Source organism: Roseiconus lacunae (assembly GCF_008312935.1).
Classification (GTDB): Bacteria; Planctomycetota; Planctomycetia; order Pirellulales; family Pirellulaceae; genus Stieleria; species Stieleria lacunae.
Genome location: NZ_VSZO01000009.1, coordinates 142,858 through 164,137 on the forward strand (window position 1 = coordinate 142,858; position 21,280 = coordinate 164,137).

Below are 21,280 nucleotides of genomic sequence, written 5' to 3' on the forward strand. Positions count from 1 at the left end.
GTCCTCCAAAGCTGAGCGGCAAACGGGCGCCATTATTAGCCCATGTTCATCGCAGATGGGTTTGTCAGTGACAAGTAGCCCGTCAATCTTTGATGTTCGGATTAACCCTGCATCTATTTTGCTTAGAATCCAGTGTTTTGCCCACCAGCGGTCCGACAATCGAGATCTGACTAGAATAGCGTCGGAACAAACTCTCGATCATTCCATGGTCCGAAGCGTCCGAATAACTCATCGACATTGTCGGGCTCGAGCCCACCAGTAATCGATCGATTCCTTTCGAGCGGTGCTTCATGATCAGGCAAGGCCGGATTATCGAGTACAACAGGAATGTTTAATTCCTCTTCCGATGCGATCGATACCAAAGGAGCGGCTACCGGTAGTACATCGATGTTGATTAGTCCGAGCACCACATCGGTGCCTCCGCCAGAACCGGACTGTCCGCCGTCGTTCACCGTTACCGTCAAAAGATCCACATCTTCGCCGAGAAGCCCCAATCCGGGAAATAGTCCGAGATTCGTTGTGACATCAAGGTAGGCATTCAAATTGGCGAGCGTACCGGTCAGTGTCAACGTATCACTACCGCTGCCTCCCACGGTTACCCCGCCACTATCGGAAGCAAATAGATCGCTCGCCACCGCAGAGAGCGTCACGGCTAGCAACCCGTTTGCGACATCTACGTCGGCGATTTCCAGCGACGAAAGGTCAATCCCACCTAGCAGCCCGGTGACCAGTGATAGATCGAGCGGAAGACTGCCAACATTGGTCGGATCGTCATTAACGGCCGCAATGTCGATGTTGATATTCCCTAACGAAATGTCCGATCCGCCGCCTGATCCGGTATTTCCTAAATCATTCACGACGACACTCAATACATCGGCGTCATCGCCGGCCAGATTCAAGTCTCCGAGTAACTGAATATTGGACGTCACATCGAGGAAAGCATTCAAATCTGCGAGAGTTCCCAACAGTGTCAGAACATTTGTCCCTGAGCCACCGACTGTGACGCCACCACTGCTAAGCGATGTAAGGGTTCCGTTGGTCGAAGTCAACGTGACTCGCAACAGCCCTCCACCGACATCCGCATCAAGAATCGTGATCGAACTCAAATCCAAATTCGACGTCAAATCTTCGACGATCGATAGGTTGGAAGGGAATACGCCAACGTTCACAGGGTCATCATTGACGGCACTGATGTCAAGATTCAGAGTCCCGAGCACGATGGGTCCACCACCATCATTCACTGATACGCTCAATGTTGCGGCATCGTCACCAGCAAGGTTCGTTGGCCCGGTGAAAAGAATGTTTGTAGCAACCCCAAGAAACCCATTTAGATCAGCGGGGGCCCCCGCAAGAGTCAGTGTATCAGAGCCGCTGCCACCGACGGTCACGCCTGCACCAGAGGACGCCGCTAAGATGCCACTACTGGCTGTCAGCGTTAACGTCAATGAATCGCCGTCTGGGTCGGTCAGCGTCACGGCACTGAGATCTACGTTGCTGGCTACATCTTCGGTAACGGCAAGGTCCGATGGCAAAGATCCAGTATTACTTGGCGGGTCGGCAACATTCGTAATGTCAACGTTGATTGTGCCAAGCCCGACCGGGGCCCCACCATCGTTGACCGATACAGCGACCGTTGCCGCGTCATCACCGAAAACATCACTCAGCCCCGTGTACTGAATATTCGTGGTTGTATCGAGGAACGTGTTCAGGTCGGTCGGCGAACCGCTTAGTGTCAGGGTTCCCGTACCGCTACCTCCGGCAGTCACGCCGCCACCCGAAGACGCAGCCAATGCGCCGCCGCTGGCGGTCAACGTTAACGTCAACGAATCACCATCAGGATCGGCAAGCGTCACGCCGCTTAAATCAACGTTGCTGGCCGCATCTTCGGTCACCGTGATGTCCGATGGCAGCGAACCGCTGTTGCTAGGCGGGTCGGCAACATTCGTAATGTCAACGTTGATTGTGCCAAGCCCCACCGGGGCCCCACCATCGTTGACCGAAACAGCGACCGTTGCCGCGTCATCACCGAAAACGTTGCTTGGCCCCGTGTACTGAATGTTCGTCGTTGTATCAAGGAATGTGTTCAAGTCGCTCGGCGAACCGCTCAGTGTCAGCGTTCCCGTGCCGCTTCCTCCGGCAGTCACGCCGCCGCTCGATGACGCAGCCAATGCGCCGCCGCTGGCGGTCAACGTTAACGTCAACGAATCACCATCAGGATCGGCAAGCGTCACGCCGCTTAAATCAACGTTGCTGGCCGCATCTTCGGTCACCGTGATGTCCGATGGCAGCGAACCGCTGTTGCTAGGCGGGTCGGCAACATTCGTAATGTCAACGTTGATTGTGCCAAGTCCGACCGGGGCCCCACCATCGTTGACCGATACAGCGACCGTTGCCGCGTCATCACCGAAAACGTTGCTTGGCCCCGTGTACTGAATATTCGTGGTTGTATCGAGGAACGTGTTCAGGTCGCTCGGCGAACCGCTTAGTGTCAAAGTTCCCGTACCGCTACCTCCGGCAGTCACGCCGCCACCCGAAGACGCAGCCAATGCGCCGCCGCTGGCGGTCAACGTTAACGTCAACGAATCACCATCAGGATCGGCAAGCGTCACGCCGCTCAGATCAACGTTGCTGGCCGCATCTTCGGTCACCGTGATGTCCGATGGCAACGTTCCACTGTTGCTAGGCGGGTCGCCAACATTCGTGATGTCAACGTTGATTGTGCCAAGCCCGACCGGGGCCCCACCATCGTTGACCGATACAGCGACCGTTGCCGCGTCATCACCGAAAACGTTGCTTGGCCCCGTGTACTGAATGTTCGTCGTTGTATCAAGGAATGTGTTCAAGTCGCTCGGCGAACCGCTCAGTGTCAGCGTTCCCGTGCCGCTTCCTCCGGCAGTCACGCCGCCACCCGATGAAGCCGCCAATACGCCGCCGCTGGCGGTCAGCGTTAACGTCAACGAATCACCATCAGGATCGGCGAGCGTTACGCCGCTTAAATCAATGTTGCTGGCCGCATCTTCGGTCACAGTGATGTCCGATGGCAACGTTCCACTGTTGCTAGGCGGGTCGGCAACGTTGGTGATATCAACGTTAATTGTCCCGAGTCCAACCGGAGCTCCGCCATCATTGACGCTTACCGCAATGGTCTCCGCATCATCCCCCGAAACGTTGTTCGGGCCCGTATATTGGACATTCGATGACGTATCAAGAAATGCATTTAAGTTTGACGCCGAGCCTGAAAGTGTCAGAGTTCCGGTCCCACTTCCTCCGGCAGTCACGCCGCCACCCGATGACGCAGCCAATGCGCCGCCGCTGGCGGTGAGTGTTAGCGTTAACGAATCACCATCAGGATCGGCAAGCGTCACGCCGCTCAGATCAACGTTGCTGGCCGCATCTTCGGTTACCGTGATGTCCGATGGCAGCGAACCGCTGTTGCTAGGAGGGTCGGCAACATTCGTAATGTCAACGTTGATTGTGCCAAGCCCCACCGGGGCTCCGCCATCGTTGACCGATACAGCGACCGTTGCCGCGTCATCACCGAAAACATCACTCAGCCCCGTGTACTGAATATTCGTGGTTGTATCGAGGAACGTGTTCAGGTCGCTCGGCGAACCGCTTAGTGTCAGGGTTCCCGTGCCACTTCCTCCGGCAGTCACACCGCCACCTGAAGATGCCGCCAAAACTCCGCCGCTGGCGGTGAGTGCTAGCGTTAACGAATCACCATCAGGATCGGCAAGCGTCACGCCGCTTAAATCAACATTGCTGGCCGCATCTTCGGTCACCGTAATATCCGATGGCAGCGAACCGCTGTTGCTAGGCGGGTCGGCAACATTCGTAATGTCAACGTTGATTGTGCCAAGTCCGACCGGGGCCCCACCATCGTTGACGCTTACCGCAATGGTCTCCGCATCATCCCCCGAAACGTTGTTCGGGCCCGTATATTGGACATTCGATGACGTATCAAGAAATGCATTTAAGTTTGACGAAGATCCTGAAAGTGTCAGAGTTCCGGTCCCACTTCCTCCGGCAGTCACACCGCCACCCGATGACGCAGCCAATACGCCGCCGCTGGCGGTGAGTGTTAGCGTTAACGAATCACCATCAGGATCGGCAAGCGTCACGCCGCTCAGATCAACGTTGCTGGCCGCATCTTCGGTCACCGTGATGTCCGATGGCAGCGAACCGCTGTTGCTAGGCGGGTCGGCAACATTCGTAATGTCAACGTTGATTGTGCCAAGCCCGACCGGGGCTCCACCATCGCTGACGCTTACCGCAATGGTCTCCGCATCATCCCCTGAAACGTTGCTTGGGCCCGTATATTGGACATTCGATGACGTATCAAGAAATGCATTTAAGTTTGACGCCGAGCCTGAAAGTGTCAGGGTTCCGGTCCCACTTCCTCCGGCAGTCACGCCGCCGCTCGATGACGCTGCCAATACGCCGCCGCTGGCAGTCAGCGTAAGCGTCAACGAATCACCGTCAGGATCGGTCAGCGTCACGCCGCTTAAATCAACGTCGCTGGCCGCATCTTCGGTCACCGTTATATCCGATGGCAACGTCCCACTGTTGCTAGGCGGATCAGCAACGTTCGTAATGTCAATGTTGACACTTCCTAGGCTCACAGGAGCTGCACCATCATCGACCGTGACGCTAATTGTAGCGACATCATCTCCCACTACATCGATGGGGCCGATGTAGTGGATGTTGCTAGTTGTATCAAGATAAGTGTTTAGACTCGCGGGGGATCCACTAAGAGTGAGAACGCCTGTCCCACTTCCCCCGGCTGTCACCCCTCCCACCGACGCCGCCGTCAGGATTCCAGCGCTAGCGGTCAATGTCAGCGTCAAGTTGTCTCCATTGGGATCCGTCAGAGTCACCGCACTAAAGTCGACATCACTTGCAGTCTCTTCAATGACGGTGATTTGCGATGGTAGCGTTCCGCTATTGCTAGGTGGATCTGAACCGTCAACGACATCGATATTCACCACTCCCAACCCAATCGTGGAGTTTCCATCTCCGACGGAGACCGTCATCGTTGCAACATTGTCTCCAGTGACATCGGTCGCCCCGGTATATTGGATATTGGTGACTGTATTCAGGAAAGCATTGAGATCGCCAATTGTACCAGCAAGTTGAATCGTAGCAGATCCCGCTCCACTTACAGTCACCCCACCTCCCGACGAAGCGTTAAGTGTTCCACTGCTAACCACCAAGTCTAGAGTAAGCGGATCACCATCAGCATCAAACAGCTCCACACTTCCCAACGGTACGTTACTGGGAGTATTCTTGGTTGCAACAATATCCGAAGGCAAGGATCCGCTGTTACCAGGCGGATCGGCGACGTTGGTGATATCAACGTTGATTGTCCCGAGTCCAACTGGAGCTCCGCCATCATTGATGCTTACCGCAATGGTCTCCGCATCATCCCCCGACACATTGCTCGGCCCCGTGTACTGAATGTTCGTCGTTGTATCAAGGAATGTGTTCAGGTCGCTCGGCGAACCGCTCAGTGTCAGCGTTCCCGTGCCGCTGCCTCCGACGGTTACGCCTCCACCTGATGAGGCCGCCAATACGCCGCCGCTGGCGGTCAGCGTTAACGTCAACGAATCACCATCAGGATCGGTCAGCGTCACGCCACTTAAATCAACGTCGCTGGCCGCATCTTCGGTCACCGTGATGTCCGATGGCAACGAACCGCTGTTGCTAGGCGGGTCGGCAACATTCGTAATGTCAACGTTGATTGTGCCAAGCCCGACCGGGACCCCACCATCGTTGACGCTTACCGCAATGGTCTCCGCATCATCCCCTGAAACGTTGTTCGGGCCCGTATATTGGACATTCGATGACGTATCAAGAAATGCATTTAAGTTTGACGCCGAGCCTGAAAGTGTCAGGGTTCCGGTCCCACTTCCTCCGGCAGTCACGCCGCCGCTCGATGACGCTGCCAATACGCCGCCGCTGGCGGTCAGCGTAAGCGTCAACGAATCACCGTCAGGATCGGTCAGCGTCACGCCGCTTAAATCAACGTCGCTGGCCGCATCTTCGGTCACCGTGATGTCCGATGGCAACGTTCCAGTATTACTTGGCGGGTCGGCAACATTCGTAATGTCAACGTTGACTGAGCCAAGTCCCACCGGGGCCCCACCATCGTTGACGCTTACCGCAATGGTCTCCGCATTATCGCCCGACACATTGCTCGGCCCCATGTACTGAATATTTGTCGGCGTATCAAGGAACGTGTTCAGGTCGCTCGGTGAACCGCTCAGTGTCAGGGTTCCCGTGCCGCTGCCTCCGGCAGTCACGCCGCCACCCGATGACGCAGCCAATACGCCGCCGCTGGCGGTCAGCGTTAACGTCAACGAATCACCATCAGGATCGGTCAGTGTCACGCCGCTTAAATCAACGTCGCTGGCCGCATCTTCGGTCACCGTGATATCCGATGGCAACGTTCCGCTGTTGCTAGGCGGGTCGGCAACGTTGGTGATATCAACGTTAATTGTGCCAAGCCCGACCGGGGCCCCACCATCGTTGACGCTTACCGCAATGGTCTCCGCATCATCCCCCGACACATTGCTCGGCCCCGTGTACTGAATATTTGTCGGCGTATCAAGGAACGTGTTCAGGTCGCTCGGTGAACCGCTCAGTGTCAGGGTTCCCGTGCCGCTGCCTCCGGCAGTCACGCCGCCACCCGATGACGCAGCCAATACGCCGCCGCTGGCGGTCAGCGTAAGCGTCAACGAATCACCATCCGGATCGGTCAGCGTTACGCCGCTCAGATCAACGTTACTGGCCGCATCTTCGGTCACCGTGATGTCCGATGGCAGCGAACCGCTGTTGCTAGGAGGGTCGGCAACATTCGTAATGTCAACGTTGATTGTGCCAAGTCCGACCGGGGCTCCACCATCGTTGACGCTTACCGCAATGGTCTCCGCATCATCGCCTGAAACGTTGCTCGGCCCCGTGTACTGAATATTTGTCGGCGTATCAAGGAACGTGTTCAGGTCGCTCGGTGAACCGCTCAGTGTCAGGGTTCCCGTGCCGCTGCCTCCCGTAGTCACACCGCCACCCGATGAAGCCGCCAACACGCCGCCGCTGGCGGTCAGCGTTAACGTCAACGAATCACCATCAGGATCGGCAAGCGTCACGCCGCTCAGATCGACGTTACTGGCCGCATCTTCGGTCACCGTGATATCCGATGGCAACGTTCCGCTGTTGCTAGGAGGATCGGCTACGTCGGTGATATTGACATCGAAGCTACCAAGAACACGACTTTCATCGTCCGATTGGCTTGTCATCGTAACCGTATCAGCTGACGCTCCAGTTGCATTGATCGGGGGCGTATAGGTGATTGCGTTCGGATTGGCAAGGAACGTGTTTAAGTCAGAACTTGATCCGGTCAATCGAATCTGATTCGTGTCCGCCCCGGAAACTGTCACTCCGCCTCCGTCTGTTGCCTGGAATTTACCTTCGTCCGCATCAAGAACGATCGTCGAACTCCCTCCATCTGCGTCGGAGAATGAAACGCTGCTCAAGTCGAGCGCACCACTCTCATCTTCGTTGAATGTTGCTGACGCGGGTAAGCTTCCCGAATTACTCGGGGCGTCATCAACTGCGGTCACGGTAAAACTAAACGTCCCCGTTGTGGGTGTAACGCCGTCTTCGTTCCCGTCGGCCAACTGAAATTGAAACGAATCTGCCCCCGATTCATCTCCATTGTGAACGTAGAGGACTCGTCCCACGTCGATGTCTTGCTGGGTAAATGAGTGAATTGTTGTTGCCAAGTCGTCACTGAACTTCAATGCACCGTGGGACGGAGCGACTAGCACTGTAAACGTTAATTCGTTCGGTGCATCATCCGGATCTGTAAAGCGAAGCTGTTGAGGTGTGATCGCACTGTTCGCTCCTTCCGACACCGTTCCACCACCGTTGTTCGACAGTGCCGGGGCTGTGTTTTTACCGCTAACGGTCACCGATGCGCTCGAAACGGTCTGTCCTCCGTCTGCATCTTCGACAACGAATTCGAACGTGTCGACAGACGTCTGCCCTGGCTTGAGTTGCTTGAGTAGTACGCTAGTCGACGAATCGTAAGTGAAGCTTCCATCGGCGTTCCCGAACAGTGTCGCACCGAAGGCCGATTGACTTGCGATCGCCGAAACTCGTACGGGCGTCCCTTCCGGGTCGCTCGCATTCTGTAGCAGTCCTGGCGCCGCCTCGTTCAAGACCTCTCCTTCGTTTGAGGCAAAACTTACTGCACCAACATTAGGTGGTCGGTTGTTCGTCCCGGGTTGATTGCGTGACGTGATGATTCCGCCGATACTTAGCGGATGATCGACAAAGAAGTCCTGCACGCTACCGCCGCCATCGGGGGCAAACAAATCGACCGTCCCCACGGCATCCAAGTCAAGTGAGTAAGGATTAACAGCAAGCACTCGCCGTTCCTCTAGACCTTCGATGCGGAGACTACGTTTTCGTCGACGAGAATGGACTGGCATCTTTCCTTCCTAGTTGGATGCAGGGCGGGAAGCCGCGGTGTAGAGAGGTGAATTTGAATCGATTTAGAATCGGATAGTGACGTCGCCGCTTAGCAACCACTGGTCGACGGAATGACGATCGCCGAAGGCTCGGATTTCAGGATCACCTGACGGAACATTTCCGTTGCCTTTGAAGTCAGAAATATCCCAGCGGAGCTCCGATCGGAGACGGATGGAACTGTTGATCCATTGGCTAATCACGCCGGAGATGGCAAAGTAATTTCCACCGGTAAAAACCGGACCAAACGGAACATAGTCGACTGGCACTGCGATTCGGCTTTGATCTGCGTCACGAAACCATTCCATTCGTACGCCTGCGGTCGACCATTGAGTAGGAGTCCAAATCAGGTATTGACTCAGTCCATACCAATTCGCCTTGTCGAATCCGATCGTATATTGTGGGATATCTACCCGGACGACGGACTCATCCTGTTCACCGTAAATGGCGTTGAACGCATAATTCCAATAAGAACCAATTCGTTGTTCGATCGATGCCCGGATTGACAATCGACGGTCAGAGTCGTGTCCACCTTGATAGATCACGTTTGTCGCATCGCTGCCGAACGAGGCAAATACGGAATAGGATCGTGACCTATCGAGACTGGCTCGCTTCAAACCAAGCAAAGTGGACCAGCGACCTCTCCCCGCATGCCAATTATCCCATCCCGTGGTGACTCCTGCGTATGCCTCAATCCGGTCCCAAAATGCAACCTTTGCGAGGATTCCGCTGTAGGTGAATGGGGTGGCAAAATTAAATGCATATGAACGTGAGTAAAATACATTGGATAGCGATGAGAATGACTCATAACTTTCTGGAGCGAGAAAGTGCCCAAGCTTTAGTTCAACCGGAAGCCCTCCGTTATTTTTAATCAGCACGTAAGCTTGCGGAATCGCGATCTGCAACTCATGACTCTCTGAAGACCATTTGTTGCTACCGTCATGATGTTTTTCCAGACCTGGAACCGCAATAAACCGAGCATCGTTCCCCAGCAGAAAGTCAATTCGTGTTTCTACATTCCAATTCGCAGACTCCCATTCCAAAACGCCATACGCTTGATCGAGCGTAAATTCGTTGGCTTGATCATTGAATAGCACCGGACGATTTAGTCCGTTTTCTGGATTTAGCGGATTCCAAGTAAATCCCGTAGTCCCCCACCCGCTGATGGAAAAACCTGTCGCAGCTCGATTCCGATCCGACCGCGTGGATGCGATATTTGCGGATGATGATTCGATGGTGAATTTATCGACGCCAACCGTTTCTGATCGAGCCGAGTCGGATTGATCAGTGATGTGCTCCTGAACCACATCAGTGATCTCGTTTGGCGAAAGCGAAGAGTTCTGATCAACAGTCGATTCTGTCGCCCAGAGACCGTCGGTTAGCAATTCCCCAAATTCAATTTCGTCGCCACGGCAGTCCGAATACAGACCTCCCAGACATACCAATATCATCAAGCATCGTGTGCAAAACGTCTCTCTATTGGCCATGGCGTTCCAGTCAATTCTATCGAACAACGATCACTTCAGAATGAGGGCCGGCCGCCACACCAGGTGGATGCAGTCCCCTCACAAGAGAGTGTGATTTAGGAATCGCCGTTGTTGCAGTAAAGATCGTCTTGAGCCAAAATGCAGATTCAAGTGCATTACTTCGTGGGGCAAACTCCCACATACACCGCAATATGCGGTCCAAAGCACTTGCACATGCGATGATGAGGGAGTTGCTTCACACCATGTAGGAAATCCGCCAGTGTGTAGAGAGATTGCACCTTACCGCGCAAATTCAACTTCCAGAATAAGAAGTGTTGGAAACAGACCAACGCTTTGCGTCGCGGCGTTTCTGCTTTGATCCGATTCGAATCTGGGACGAGCCGGATTACTTTTGCTAAGGTTTTCGCGCCACCATGTTGCGGATGCTCGTCGCCTGAAGACTCGCGTCTGAACCTTCAAACTGAATAAAGCACTCAGGGCACCTTCAACAACTTGAACGGTACTGAGCCTCGTTTCGACATCCACCAGTCGAAGGTGCAAGCGTCAAACAGCACCGCAAAAACGTGGCGTACGCAATGGCCGACGGTGAGCGCGATCGGTTCACAAACTCACTCACGCCAAGCATTGGCAATGAAGGAGGAATCGCGCGGCGCAGAAAAAACGGGAGAGATCCTTGAAGATTGCCGCGATTACGAATCGCGACCGACCGATCGCCTGGTCTCTCAACATGCTAGACAAAACGCCCATGAACAACATCTCGAAGTGCTCATGGACGCATGCGGTATTAACGGGCATCTTTCTTGATTCGCACTTTGACGAAACAAGCGCCTTCCTATCCAGAGTTGCACCTGGCGCGGTGGAACTTTTGCTTTCCTTTAGTTCAAGTTCAAAACGAGCCGAATCGTGCTCGCCAAGGTTTCGATGCAACCACCGAGGATCAAGCTCCTCGGCTGAAGGCTCGCAACCGAGTTATCTAAAGGAACTATGCACTCGCCGCGGTAGAACCGATTCGATTGCCGATAGGACGACGAATCGAAGCGTTGGATACGATTTTATGGCAGCATGTGCGAAGGTGGTTGCGGGTACCGCCCGACCGACCTTCCACAACTTGATCGGCAGTTCTGCCAAACTCGAATTCGACCGAACGTCACTGTGGCGCAGAACCTTGTGGTGCCTGGTTGCCCTGCGCGATTTGCGGCGGCAAGAAGTTTTGCTTTGTGATCTTCCAACTTGCCGGCGGCTGCTTGGGAATGAAGTTCCCCATGAATTGCTGAATACCGGCGCCAATCGCGTTTCGTTTCACGTCGGTGAACTCATAGTGATCCCACTGTGGTGCGAGCTTTTGGTGAAAGTTCGGCGCGTACATGATCATCACTTCCGGTTCATAGTCGGCACTTAGCACGACCTGGACCATTTTGTATTGGGCGCGATCCTCTTGCAGTTTTGGAAACGCCTGCACAAGAAAGGAGTTCGGCTTCGGTGATTCCCCAAGGCAAACCCAGTACCGTTGCTGAATTTGTTTGGCATCCAGGTTAAACACGAACGGTAACGGGCTATTAAAAATCTGCGTGCCCTGCATGTTCGGTGGCAACTCTTGAAGGTTGCACTGTTGTTGCTCACGGTCATACTCGATCAACTGAGTTCCGTTGCAGATCCAGTACTCACCGAACTTGTTCGCGGTCGGCCCATATTCGGGCTTCTGATCCTTCATGCCTTTGTAGAACATGATGTTGTCAACGCGAAACAATCCTTTGTCGGGATTGGCGTATTTGACAACGCCCTCTGCCTTGTGTGCGTGAACGCCCGCGGGCGCGGCTAACAGATCGTAGTGCCAACGCTCGAATTTGCATTCAAGTGTCTTCGTCGATTGGCTCTTCTGCTGCCAAGCGAGCAAGACGCGATCGAGCTGCTGCTGCTGCTGTGCGTTCAGTGGCGGAAAGGGCTGCACCGGGGCGGCTGGTTTTGCGGCCGCGGCGGCGGGTTGTTGCGCGTCCAACTTGGGAACCGCGATGAGCAATCCGGAAAGGACGCCGAGCAATAGAAGTTGACAGCGAGTGGTTCGCATTTTCATAGCCAAAAGCACCATCCTTGAAGGCTTTGGTTACGGAATCAATTTGGAAAGCCCTTCGTTTGGCCTACCAAGGTCCACGTTGTATCAAGTTGATCGGGACAACAGAAAGACCATTCCGACGCCGCAGAGCTGTTTCATCCGTTTTGAACGTCTGTCCGCCACCGGACAACAAGGACGATTCCTGTGGAATCCCGCCAAATCGACAAAAACATCGCCGAATGTCAAATCTGACCTACCTTTGTTAGCAAACATTTCGAGCGCCTGTTCAGCGCCAACCCGCCGAATCGGTACTTCCTAGGCAACGTGCGTGCCCCTCACCTGAGCCTGAGTGTTTGCTATCAACCGAGTCTTCTTGATTTAGCGGTTAATGGCGATCGCGCGAATGTGCCGATGAGTGAAATGTTTCGGGCTGCGCCAACCGTTTCCAATAGTCCAATGGGGGGATCGATGCGACGTTTTGATCAAGCGAGTCAACTGACGCTCAATCGGCGGCAGGTGGCGGGTCTCGCGCTCGGCGGAACCTTGCTGCGACATCCATGGTTGGCGGCGGCGGATGACGCGACGAACGCCTCGGGCGCATCGTTTCGTCCGCAAACGCCGGTCAGCACCACGGTGCGTTTGCAACCGGTGAGCGCGGACTTCGATGGGGCGATTATCCAGGCAATCGCCGTCGACCCCGCGGGTAAGATCTTGGCTGTCGCGGGCGATGATCATGGTATTCGAATCTTGGATGCCGTCAGCATGCGTCGGATTGCGCTGCTCACCGGTCATTCGGATTTGATCCAAAGTGTGCAGTTCGATCCGTCGGGACGCCGACTCGTTTCGGCGGGAAATGATGGAGACCTCGTGATATGGGATTGCCGCGATTGGTCGATCTTGCAGCGAATGCCTACCTCCCATGCTTTCGCAGGCGTCCGCTTTGCCCCGCGAGGACAAGAATTGGCGGCGGTGGGATTCACCGACGAAGTATTCATCATCAGCCAGCAACCGATCCATTCCCAACCCCGCGTCCGTTGTGACTGCACCGATTTACGGTCAGTCGAGTACCGCCAGGACGGCAAGGTTGTCGCGGTCGCCGGTCGCACCGGGAAATTGCACCTATTCCAACGTGGTGGCTACCAACTGATCGATGAATTCACGATTCATAGTGGGCGCACCCATGATATGAAATTCGTTGGTTCGACGTCGATCCTGGCATCGATTGGCGAAGATGGCGGGCTGACCTTGTTTGATACCGATTCTAAGCAAGTGGTCCGACAAGTTAACGTGACGCGAGGCAAACTGTATGCCATCTGTTTGATCGATGAAAAGTACGCGGCCGTCGCCGGGAGCGACAACTTAATCAGTTTGGTCGACATCGCGACAGGCAATCTGGTCGAACGCTTGACCGGACATTCCGGAACGGTGACGTCGCTGGCCGCGATCGGTACAACGCTGTATTCCGGCGGGTATGACGCGACACTTCGTAAATGGCAACTTGAAAGTGTGCTTGGGGGTGCCGAACGGATCGCCGAACGTGACAACGCACTGGAACGTTGACCCGGTTGTGCCATGCGAAATTGGTTATTGCCGGAACGATTAGGGCTTTTGATTGCCAGCCCCACGACGTGTTGAAAGGATTCCTTCCTCTCATGCGTTTACGCTTGAATTAGTCTTTCGCTTTGCTTTGGTTGGGCACACGGAGGTGCCACGAGTGATTCTGAACAAGAAACGATTGCGACGCCCCGCGCGGCCTCAAGTATTGGAGCGCCGAGAGCTGTTCGCTGCCGATCCGATTCACGTCGGCGTCGTTTATCTAGAAACGGACTACTTAGAATCGGACAACGATTACGGTAGCGATTCGCAAGGCGACAAGTTTCTGTTGACCTTCACCGGTGGCGCCGAAGGTACGACGCTTAACCAAGTCCGAATCCGCACCGATAAAGACGGGGACGGGATCTCCGTCGGTGATCCGATATTCGATACCGCCGCCGGTGGACGCGGGAAAGAGGGGTGGCATGACTTCCAAATCCTGACCATCGAAACCACCGACGGACGCACCGCAACGGCTCGGGCAACGGTTGCCGACGGCGGACAGGAACTGATCCTTGATTTGACCAATTTTCGTGCCGGCGACCGATTGGAGTTCACGATCGATGTCGACGAAGTTCTCCGTAACCTGCCGAACCTAGATGAATTCAATGATCGATTGGATGTCATCACGTCGGGCCAAGAGTTTCAAGATTCCATCCTGGAAGCATTTTTTGAGGCGCCGCATTACGAGCCGACGACGGCGGACAGTGTCTTTCTGAACAACTACGGTTCGCCCCGACAAGACTTTGGCCTCAACCTTCCTGACGACGAAGGCACCGGACCGAATAGCCGCCCCAACCGTAGCGCCGCTGCGGTGATGGAATTGACGCAAAAACCAAAACCAATTTCGATCAGCGGGTCCGTTTGGCTGGACAACAATCTTGATGCGGTTTGGCAACCCGGTGAAGTCGGTTTGGCCGACGTTGAACTCACGTTGCTGGCGGTCGACAACAGCGGTGCCTACAGTGACACGGGGCATCGTGTCCGCACCGACGCATCGGGAAACTATACCTTTGACCGCTCGCTGGGATTGATGCCTGGCACCTACCGAATCGTCGAAACGCAACCCGACGGACTGTTTAGCGTCGCCGCGATTCCCGGATCGGTCGACGGTGCGGCTACCGGCGCCGCGATCGGTTTGGACGTCCTCTCATCGATCGAAATTCCTCTCGGTGATACCGATGCGATCGAAATGAACTTTGCCGAAGCCGAGTCGGCATCGATCGGTGGCTACGTTTACCGCGACAACAACGACAACGGCCTCCGTGAAGCCGGTGAAACCGGAATCGCGGGCGTTACGATTCGCATCGTCCCCGTTCAAACGGTTGGCCCACAAGAAACCGTCACGACGGTGACGCTCAGCGATGGAAGTTACTTCGTCAGCAACCTCGCTCCGGGATCCTACGAAGTTATCGAAGTCACTCAGCCGAGCGGCTTGATCGACGGCAAGGACACCGCGGGCACGATCGACGGGATCACTGTTGGCGTCGCTGACATCGACGGCGATGCGATCCGACAGATCGATCTTGATGGCGGAAGCGTTGGTATCGAATACAACTTTGGCGAGTTGGAAACCGGTGAAATCAGTGGGATGGTTTACCTGGCTCGGCCTGGTCAAGCTTGCTATCCGACATACGATCCGGCATTGGCCGAGCCACTTGGCGGCGTGATCGTCGAACTGCAACAACCCGATGGCAACGTCATCTCACGGGTCACGACGACGCCGATGGGAACCTACCACTTCGACGATGTCGTTCCCGGTGACTATCGAATCGTCCAGTACACGCCCGAGGGATTGCTGGACGGTTCGTCGTTTGTCGGGCGGATCGATGGCAGCACCAACGGTGAGTCCGTCAATGGAATGCTGATCCGCCAAATTAGCATGAATCCGGGCGGAACCGGCGTCGACTATCATTTTTGCGAGATCGCCCCGGTGACCTTATCGGGGTACGTCTATCATGATCGCTCGATGGATGGATCGCGCGACTCCGGCGAAGAAGGCATCGCAGGGACTCAAATCTCACTGATCGATGACTCCGGGCAAACCGTTGCAACGACGACCACGGATGCTTCCGGATTCTATCAATTCGAAGACCTTCAACCCGGAACGTACACGGTTGTCGAACAGCAACCGTCCGGGTATCTCGATGGGATCGACAGCGCCGGAACGGTCGGCAACCAAACGGTCGGAATCGCTGGCAACGATCGCATCAGCGAGATCGTAATTCCGCAAGGCATGGGTGGTTTCGAATACAATTTCGGCGAATTGCTACCTGCATCGCTCTCCGGGCAAGTTCACCTTGATCTTGACCGTGATTGCATTCGCGACCCCAACGAAGTCGGTTTGGAAGGCGTCGTCATTCGACTGCTTGACGAAAACGGCACGGTGGTGAAGGAAGTGGAAACGTCGGCCGACGGGACTTACCGCTTTAGTGACCTTCGCCCCGGGCGTTACACCGTCGTTCAAGAACAACCCCAGGGCTTGTTCGACCGCGGCGTCAAAGCGGGTTCCGCCGGAGGAACGGTTGGTACGAATACGATCGAAGCGATCCAACTGGGGTCGGGAATCGATGCGACGGACTACGATTTCTGTGAAGAACCTCCGAGTGAGATTTCCGGTAGCGTCCACATCGACAACGACGGAGATTGCATTCGATCGCCCGACGAGCGCGGTATCGGCAACGTCTTGATCGAACTGCGTGATTCCGACGGTTTGGTGGTCGCGACGACACGCACCGATCCGGACGGACACTACCAATTCGTCGGACTTCGCGGCGGCGAGTACACGGTTTATGAGGTTCAGCCAGAAGGCTATTTCCAGGGCGGGCAAGTACTCGGGTCCGCCGGCGGCGTGATCTTAGGTGTTGACCTAATGTCGTTGACGGTCGCCCCCGGTGAAAAAGCCGTCGACTACCGATTCTGTGAATACGAACCGAGCAGTCTGTCGGGTACCGTTTGGACGGACACCAACGAAAACCAACGGTACGACAACGACGAAACTCCGATCAGCGGTGTCTCGATTAAGTTGATCGATGAATCGGGCAACGTTGTCCAGACCACAGTGACCGACGCGAGTGGCCATTACACCTTCGTAGGACTCGACCGCGGCGTTTACCAAATCGAGGAAGTCCAACCGGAAACGCATTTCCACGGAGGACAGATTGTCGGCAACCTTGGCGGCCGACCTTCCGGTGACGATCGATTGACAAACATCAACGTCGGTGCGGCAATGACCGGTGTCGGATATGACTTTCCCGAAATTCCACCGGCAAAGATTGTCGGTGTCGTGTTTATCGACGGTGAAGCGATCGAAACAACCGGGTTCATCACTCCGGATCAACTACGCGATTACAAAGATGGCCAATTGACGAGCGACGACCGTCGACTCAATGGCGTTCAGATCACTATCCTTGATCAGTTCGGGCAACCACTATCTGATGGCGATTTCCTCTCCGGCGATGCGGTTACCAACAGCGTCGTGATGACCGATCACGACGGCGTTTTTCAATTCGCCGGTCTGCGTCCTGGCACGTATGTCTTGGCACAACAGCAACCGATCGGCGGCAACCTGATTGACTCGATCGATACACCGGGTACCACAGGCGGACTTGCCGTCAACGCGGCCGACGAATACGACGACCAACAACTGTTGTGGATCCAGTCGGTGCCTGCGACGCAGAGCTTTGACACCATCCTTGGCGTCACCGTCGGGGGCGGAGAGACGTCGCACGACAATTACTTTAGCGAAGTCGAGATTGATCTTACGATTCCGCCGCCTCCACCACCTCCTCCGCCGCCACCGCCACCGGTGGAGCCGCCACACAACATTCTGCGACCGCGCACGCCTGAACCGGAAAACATCCTTCCGCCACCGCTGGAGGAATTCCCCGATCCAGAACCGATCGTAATGACGATGCCTCCCGAACGGCTGCTTCCCCAGCCAATCCTCGGTGAAGTCGATTTTGTGACCTGGCACCTTAGCGTGATCAACGGTGGACATCCACGGGGAAAAATAGCTTCGCGCGATGCCTTTATGAAAGTCGCGATGCGAAGCGATACGCAGCTCGACTCAGTCGAACACGAAAAGGACCGCGGCGAATGGCAACTGCTCACCATGGACGGCCAAGTTCGCAAAGAGAGCGAGCAAATAAACTTGGGATCCGAGGACGCGATCGGACTCGCCGGAGACTTCAACGGTGACGGTGCCGACGAGGTCGCGATTTACGTCGCCGGACACTGGTACGTGGACCTGAACGGAAATGGTGTCTGGGACGAAGGCGATTTGTGGATCCTACTGGGAACGGAGATGGATCGCCCGGTCGTCGGCGACTGGGACGGTGACGGAAAAGACGACATCGGGATCTTCGGCCGGAAATGGGAACGTGACTGGCGGCGGATCAAAACCGACGCGGGGCTTCCCGACCCATCAAACCGCTGGCGGCGCTACCTGGAGAATCGCAAAACGTTAGGTTTGGTTTCGATCGAAATACGTCCTGAGGATTGTCGCCGCATGCTGCGTCATGGCGCCGACAGCAGTTTGCGAGCCGACGCGGTCGATCATGTCTTCCAGTACGGAGAAGACGTTGACACGCCCGTCTCGGGTGACTGGAACGGGGACGGAATCGATCAAATCGGAATCTTCCGTGGTGGGCTCTGGATGCTTGATGCCGAAGGCGACGGAAGACGCAAAGCGGGCGAAGAACGTTTCGAGTTTGGACAGCCAGGTGATCAACCCATCGTCGGTGACTTCGACGGCGATGGGATCGATGAAATCGGTGTGATCCGAGGCAACCGAGTGATCATCGATACCGATGGCGATCGCAAAGTCACGGCGGCAGACGATCAATTCGACCTTCCCGATACTCCTTCCGATAGCCAACCGGTCGTCGGCGATTGGGACGGTGACGGGCGTGACGAATTAGGCTGGTACAAGAAAGCCAGCTAGTACGACCGTATCATGTCCTTACGATCAAATCCGACGACGCACCCGATGTTAAACCTTGGGTGCGAACTCGGCTGTGTCAATCGGTTCGGTTGATTCGGTCGTTCGGTGACACGCAAACTAACGGCGTTCCGATTTAACGGCTGGCGTATTGGCAAGGTGATCGCCTTCGAGATCGCTTTCCGGCTCCGGACCATCGATGCGATGGGTCGATCCATGAGCTTTGATCAAATAGGTTTCGCGCGAATTAACTTCGCGCTGATATCGTCGGCGGTACTTGTCGCCGTATCCGTAGCCGATCGTCTGGTACCCTCCGCTAGCGCTGGCCCGGTAGGCTTGGCGGCGCGTGTTGTGCTTGTTGATGACCACACCGACGACTTTCGCCCCCGACCAGCGAAGCATCGACAAAGCTTCCCTCGCGTTCGGCTTACAACGATGAGCAATCCGCATCACTAGGATCGCCGCATCGACATAGCTGGACACTATCGATGGATCGCTGACCATCAACAACGGTGGTGTGTCGATGATGATGCAATCGTAACGCTCACGGGCCCAGTTGATAATGTCTACCAAGTCGGGCATCGTCAACGCTTCGGCCGGGTTCGACGGTAACGGACCACATGGCAACACATCCAAGTATTCGATTGATGATTGATGAATGACTTCTGAGACACCAACTTCACCGTTAAGCACGTTTGCCAACCCCTTGTCGGCCTGCAGATTGAAACGCAATGACAACCGCGGACTGCGCAAATCCAAATCGATCAACAAGGTGCGTTTTCCGGTTTGTGCGATCGAGCAACCGACGTTCGCCGCGAGTGTGCTCTTGCCGTCGCCGGGCAGCGGGCTGGTGATTTGAAACACCTGACTGCCATGCTGCTTTCGCTCCAAAAGAACCGCGGTACGTACCGCACGCACGGCTTCGGCTGCCGGCGAATGGGGCCGATGAACGACCGCGATCTTGTCACACAGCCCCGTTGAACTTGACTCCGTTGACGTCTGAGCCGGCTTGGATCGATGAATATCGAGCGGGATATGCGTGAGCACGGGAACGCGAAGGGTACGCTGGATCTCGGCCGCGCTGCGAAACGTCATCGACCAGAACTCAAGAACGATCGAAAGCACTCCGCCTAGGATAAAACCAATGATCGCACCGGCGAGCAAATCTTTCTTCTGATCCGGACCGATCAACGCGGCACCACCGCTGCCCCACAATTGATCGACCAAGATACCGCCCTCGATGTCGACCAATTTCAGTCCGGCCAATTGTTCTTCGAGCTGAATCAACATGCCTTGAACACTGGCAATTCGCCGGCGATACGATGCCTCGTCCTCTTCAAACCGTTTCAATTCATCGGCGGCGAGTCGTTCGGCCTCAAGCTGTGCGTCGAGATCTTTGATCTCTTTTTGAGTCACCTTCAAGCGTTCTTTCAAACCGCAGATAAACGTGTCGACCAAATCTGTCGCGGTTGAATCGGCGCTGATACCGGCGGTATCAAACTGCGGATCGCCGTCGTCGCCATCGATCTCACGCCGTCGTTGGTGGACGAGGCGATTGAGTTCACCCAACCGTCGCTGCGAGGCTTCGATCTGGGTCGTTAGCGATTTGACCTCTGGATGCGAAGCTCCGAAGGCCATCTGCATCTGCTCGAGCTTGATCTTCAATGGAACGAGAGACTTCTCGATCTCGATGTGTTGAATCTCAAGATCATCCTTCATATTCAATAGCTTGGCCATTCCGATCGGCGCGTCACCAAGGTCGTGTGCCTCGTCACTGAGCTCGCCGATCACTCGCGCGACCAACTCTGCGTTCTTGTCTTGCAACTTCATGTTAGACACGAACATCAATTCGGTTCCGAGCTGTCGCTCACGCCGCTCCAGTCCCTGGCGGATCGATTGCAGATGATCGTATCTCTGACGATGTGGATTCACCGCTTTACCATGCCGATCCCATTGCAACGGGGCTTCGCGACGAAACCGTTGATACTCGCGTTCGAGAGCGACCTGCTGGGGAAGCAACTTGTCCTGGGCTCGATTGATCAATCGAGTGAATTCGTTGATCGTCGACTCACGCTCTTCCTGGAAATGTTCGCCGATCGCACGGCAAACCGCATCGACAACGGCCTGACAAACCGTCGGGTCAGAGTGTTCGAACGACAGATTCGCGATCAAACGATCGTGTGAATCCTTCAAATCGGTAACCGATTGGAATCGGATCCCGCCCCGGACCAACCTGACCAGGGCCCGATCCGTCAGCGCTTCCAACGCCGGGACTTGGCGGAGACGGTTATTGTGCTTCACCCGTCCGACGATCGCACGCGAATTGATGAGCGACTTGAGTAGCTGTCCGCTGGGCAAACCACCTCGCACCAAACCTGTCGACGCATCCAATGTGATCGGTGCGTCGCTACGAAACATTAACTTCGCGGTCGCCCGGTACTCGGCAGGCTTTCGGCCGTGATACCAATGCCCGAGAATCAGGCCGACGACGATGCAAGCGGCCATCAAATAGCGAAATCGCCACAAGATGGAGTGGACCGATTGTCCTTGCTCCTCCAGATTCGCATCGACGATGAGTTGGCTCTCATCTGATCGCGGGGACGAATCGTTTTGGAACATGGGAGGTGGCTGCTATGGAAATCGTACGACAAAACCGTATCCATTTCTGAGCATAGGTTG

Annotated in this window: 6 protein-coding genes; 2 read left to right on the forward strand and 4 right to left on the reverse strand. The window is 55.4% G+C overall.

The window, feature by feature from the left end; genetic code table 11:
- Positions 1–170: 170 nt before the first annotated feature.
- From FYC48_RS13310 to FYC48_RS13320, 3 genes are all read right to left on the reverse strand, one after another.
- The gene (locus tag FYC48_RS13310; protein WP_149497203.1) at positions 171–8,492 is read right to left on the reverse strand and encodes a cadherin-like domain-containing protein; all 8,322 of its coding nucleotides are present in this window, start codon (positions 8,490–8,492) and stop codon (positions 171–173) included.
- A gap of 63 nt (positions 8,493–8,555) precedes the next feature.
- Entirely contained in the window at positions 8,556–9,980 is a 1,425-nt protein-coding gene (locus tag FYC48_RS13315) for an outer membrane beta-barrel protein (protein WP_160149505.1), read from the reverse strand.
- Between the two features lie 1,183 nt (positions 9,981–11,163).
- The gene (locus tag FYC48_RS13320) at positions 11,164–12,081 is read right to left on the reverse strand and encodes a TIGR03009 domain-containing protein (protein ID WP_235034240.1); all 918 of its coding nucleotides are present in this window, start codon (positions 12,079–12,081) and stop codon (positions 11,164–11,166) included.
- Positions 12,082–12,534: 453 nt separating this feature from the next.
- Here FYC48_RS13320 and FYC48_RS13325 point away from each other — a divergent pair, with 453 nt between their 5' ends.
- Both FYC48_RS13325 and FYC48_RS13330 read left to right on the forward strand, forming a co-directional pair.
- Positions 12,535–13,626: a WD40 repeat domain-containing protein gene (locus FYC48_RS13325; RefSeq protein WP_160149506.1), complete on the forward strand. Its 1,092-nt coding sequence runs from the start codon at positions 12,535–12,537 to the stop codon at positions 13,624–13,626.
- 154 nt (positions 13,627–13,780) lie between these two features.
- Positions 13,781–18,604 carry an SdrD B-like domain-containing protein gene (locus FYC48_RS13330; protein ID WP_235034241.1) on the forward strand — a complete coding sequence of 1,608 codons (4,824 nt, stop codon included), beginning with the start codon at positions 13,781–13,783 and terminating at the stop codon, positions 18,602–18,604.
- Between the two features lie 117 nt (positions 18,605–18,721).
- On the opposite strand, the gene FYC48_RS13335 is transcribed toward FYC48_RS13330, so the two are convergent.
- On the reverse strand, positions 18,722–21,220 hold the full coding sequence (locus FYC48_RS13335) for a polysaccharide biosynthesis tyrosine autokinase (RefSeq protein ID WP_149497207.1): 2,499 nt from the start codon (positions 21,218–21,220) through the stop codon (positions 18,722–18,724).
- Between the last annotated feature and the right edge of the window lie 60 nt (positions 21,221–21,280).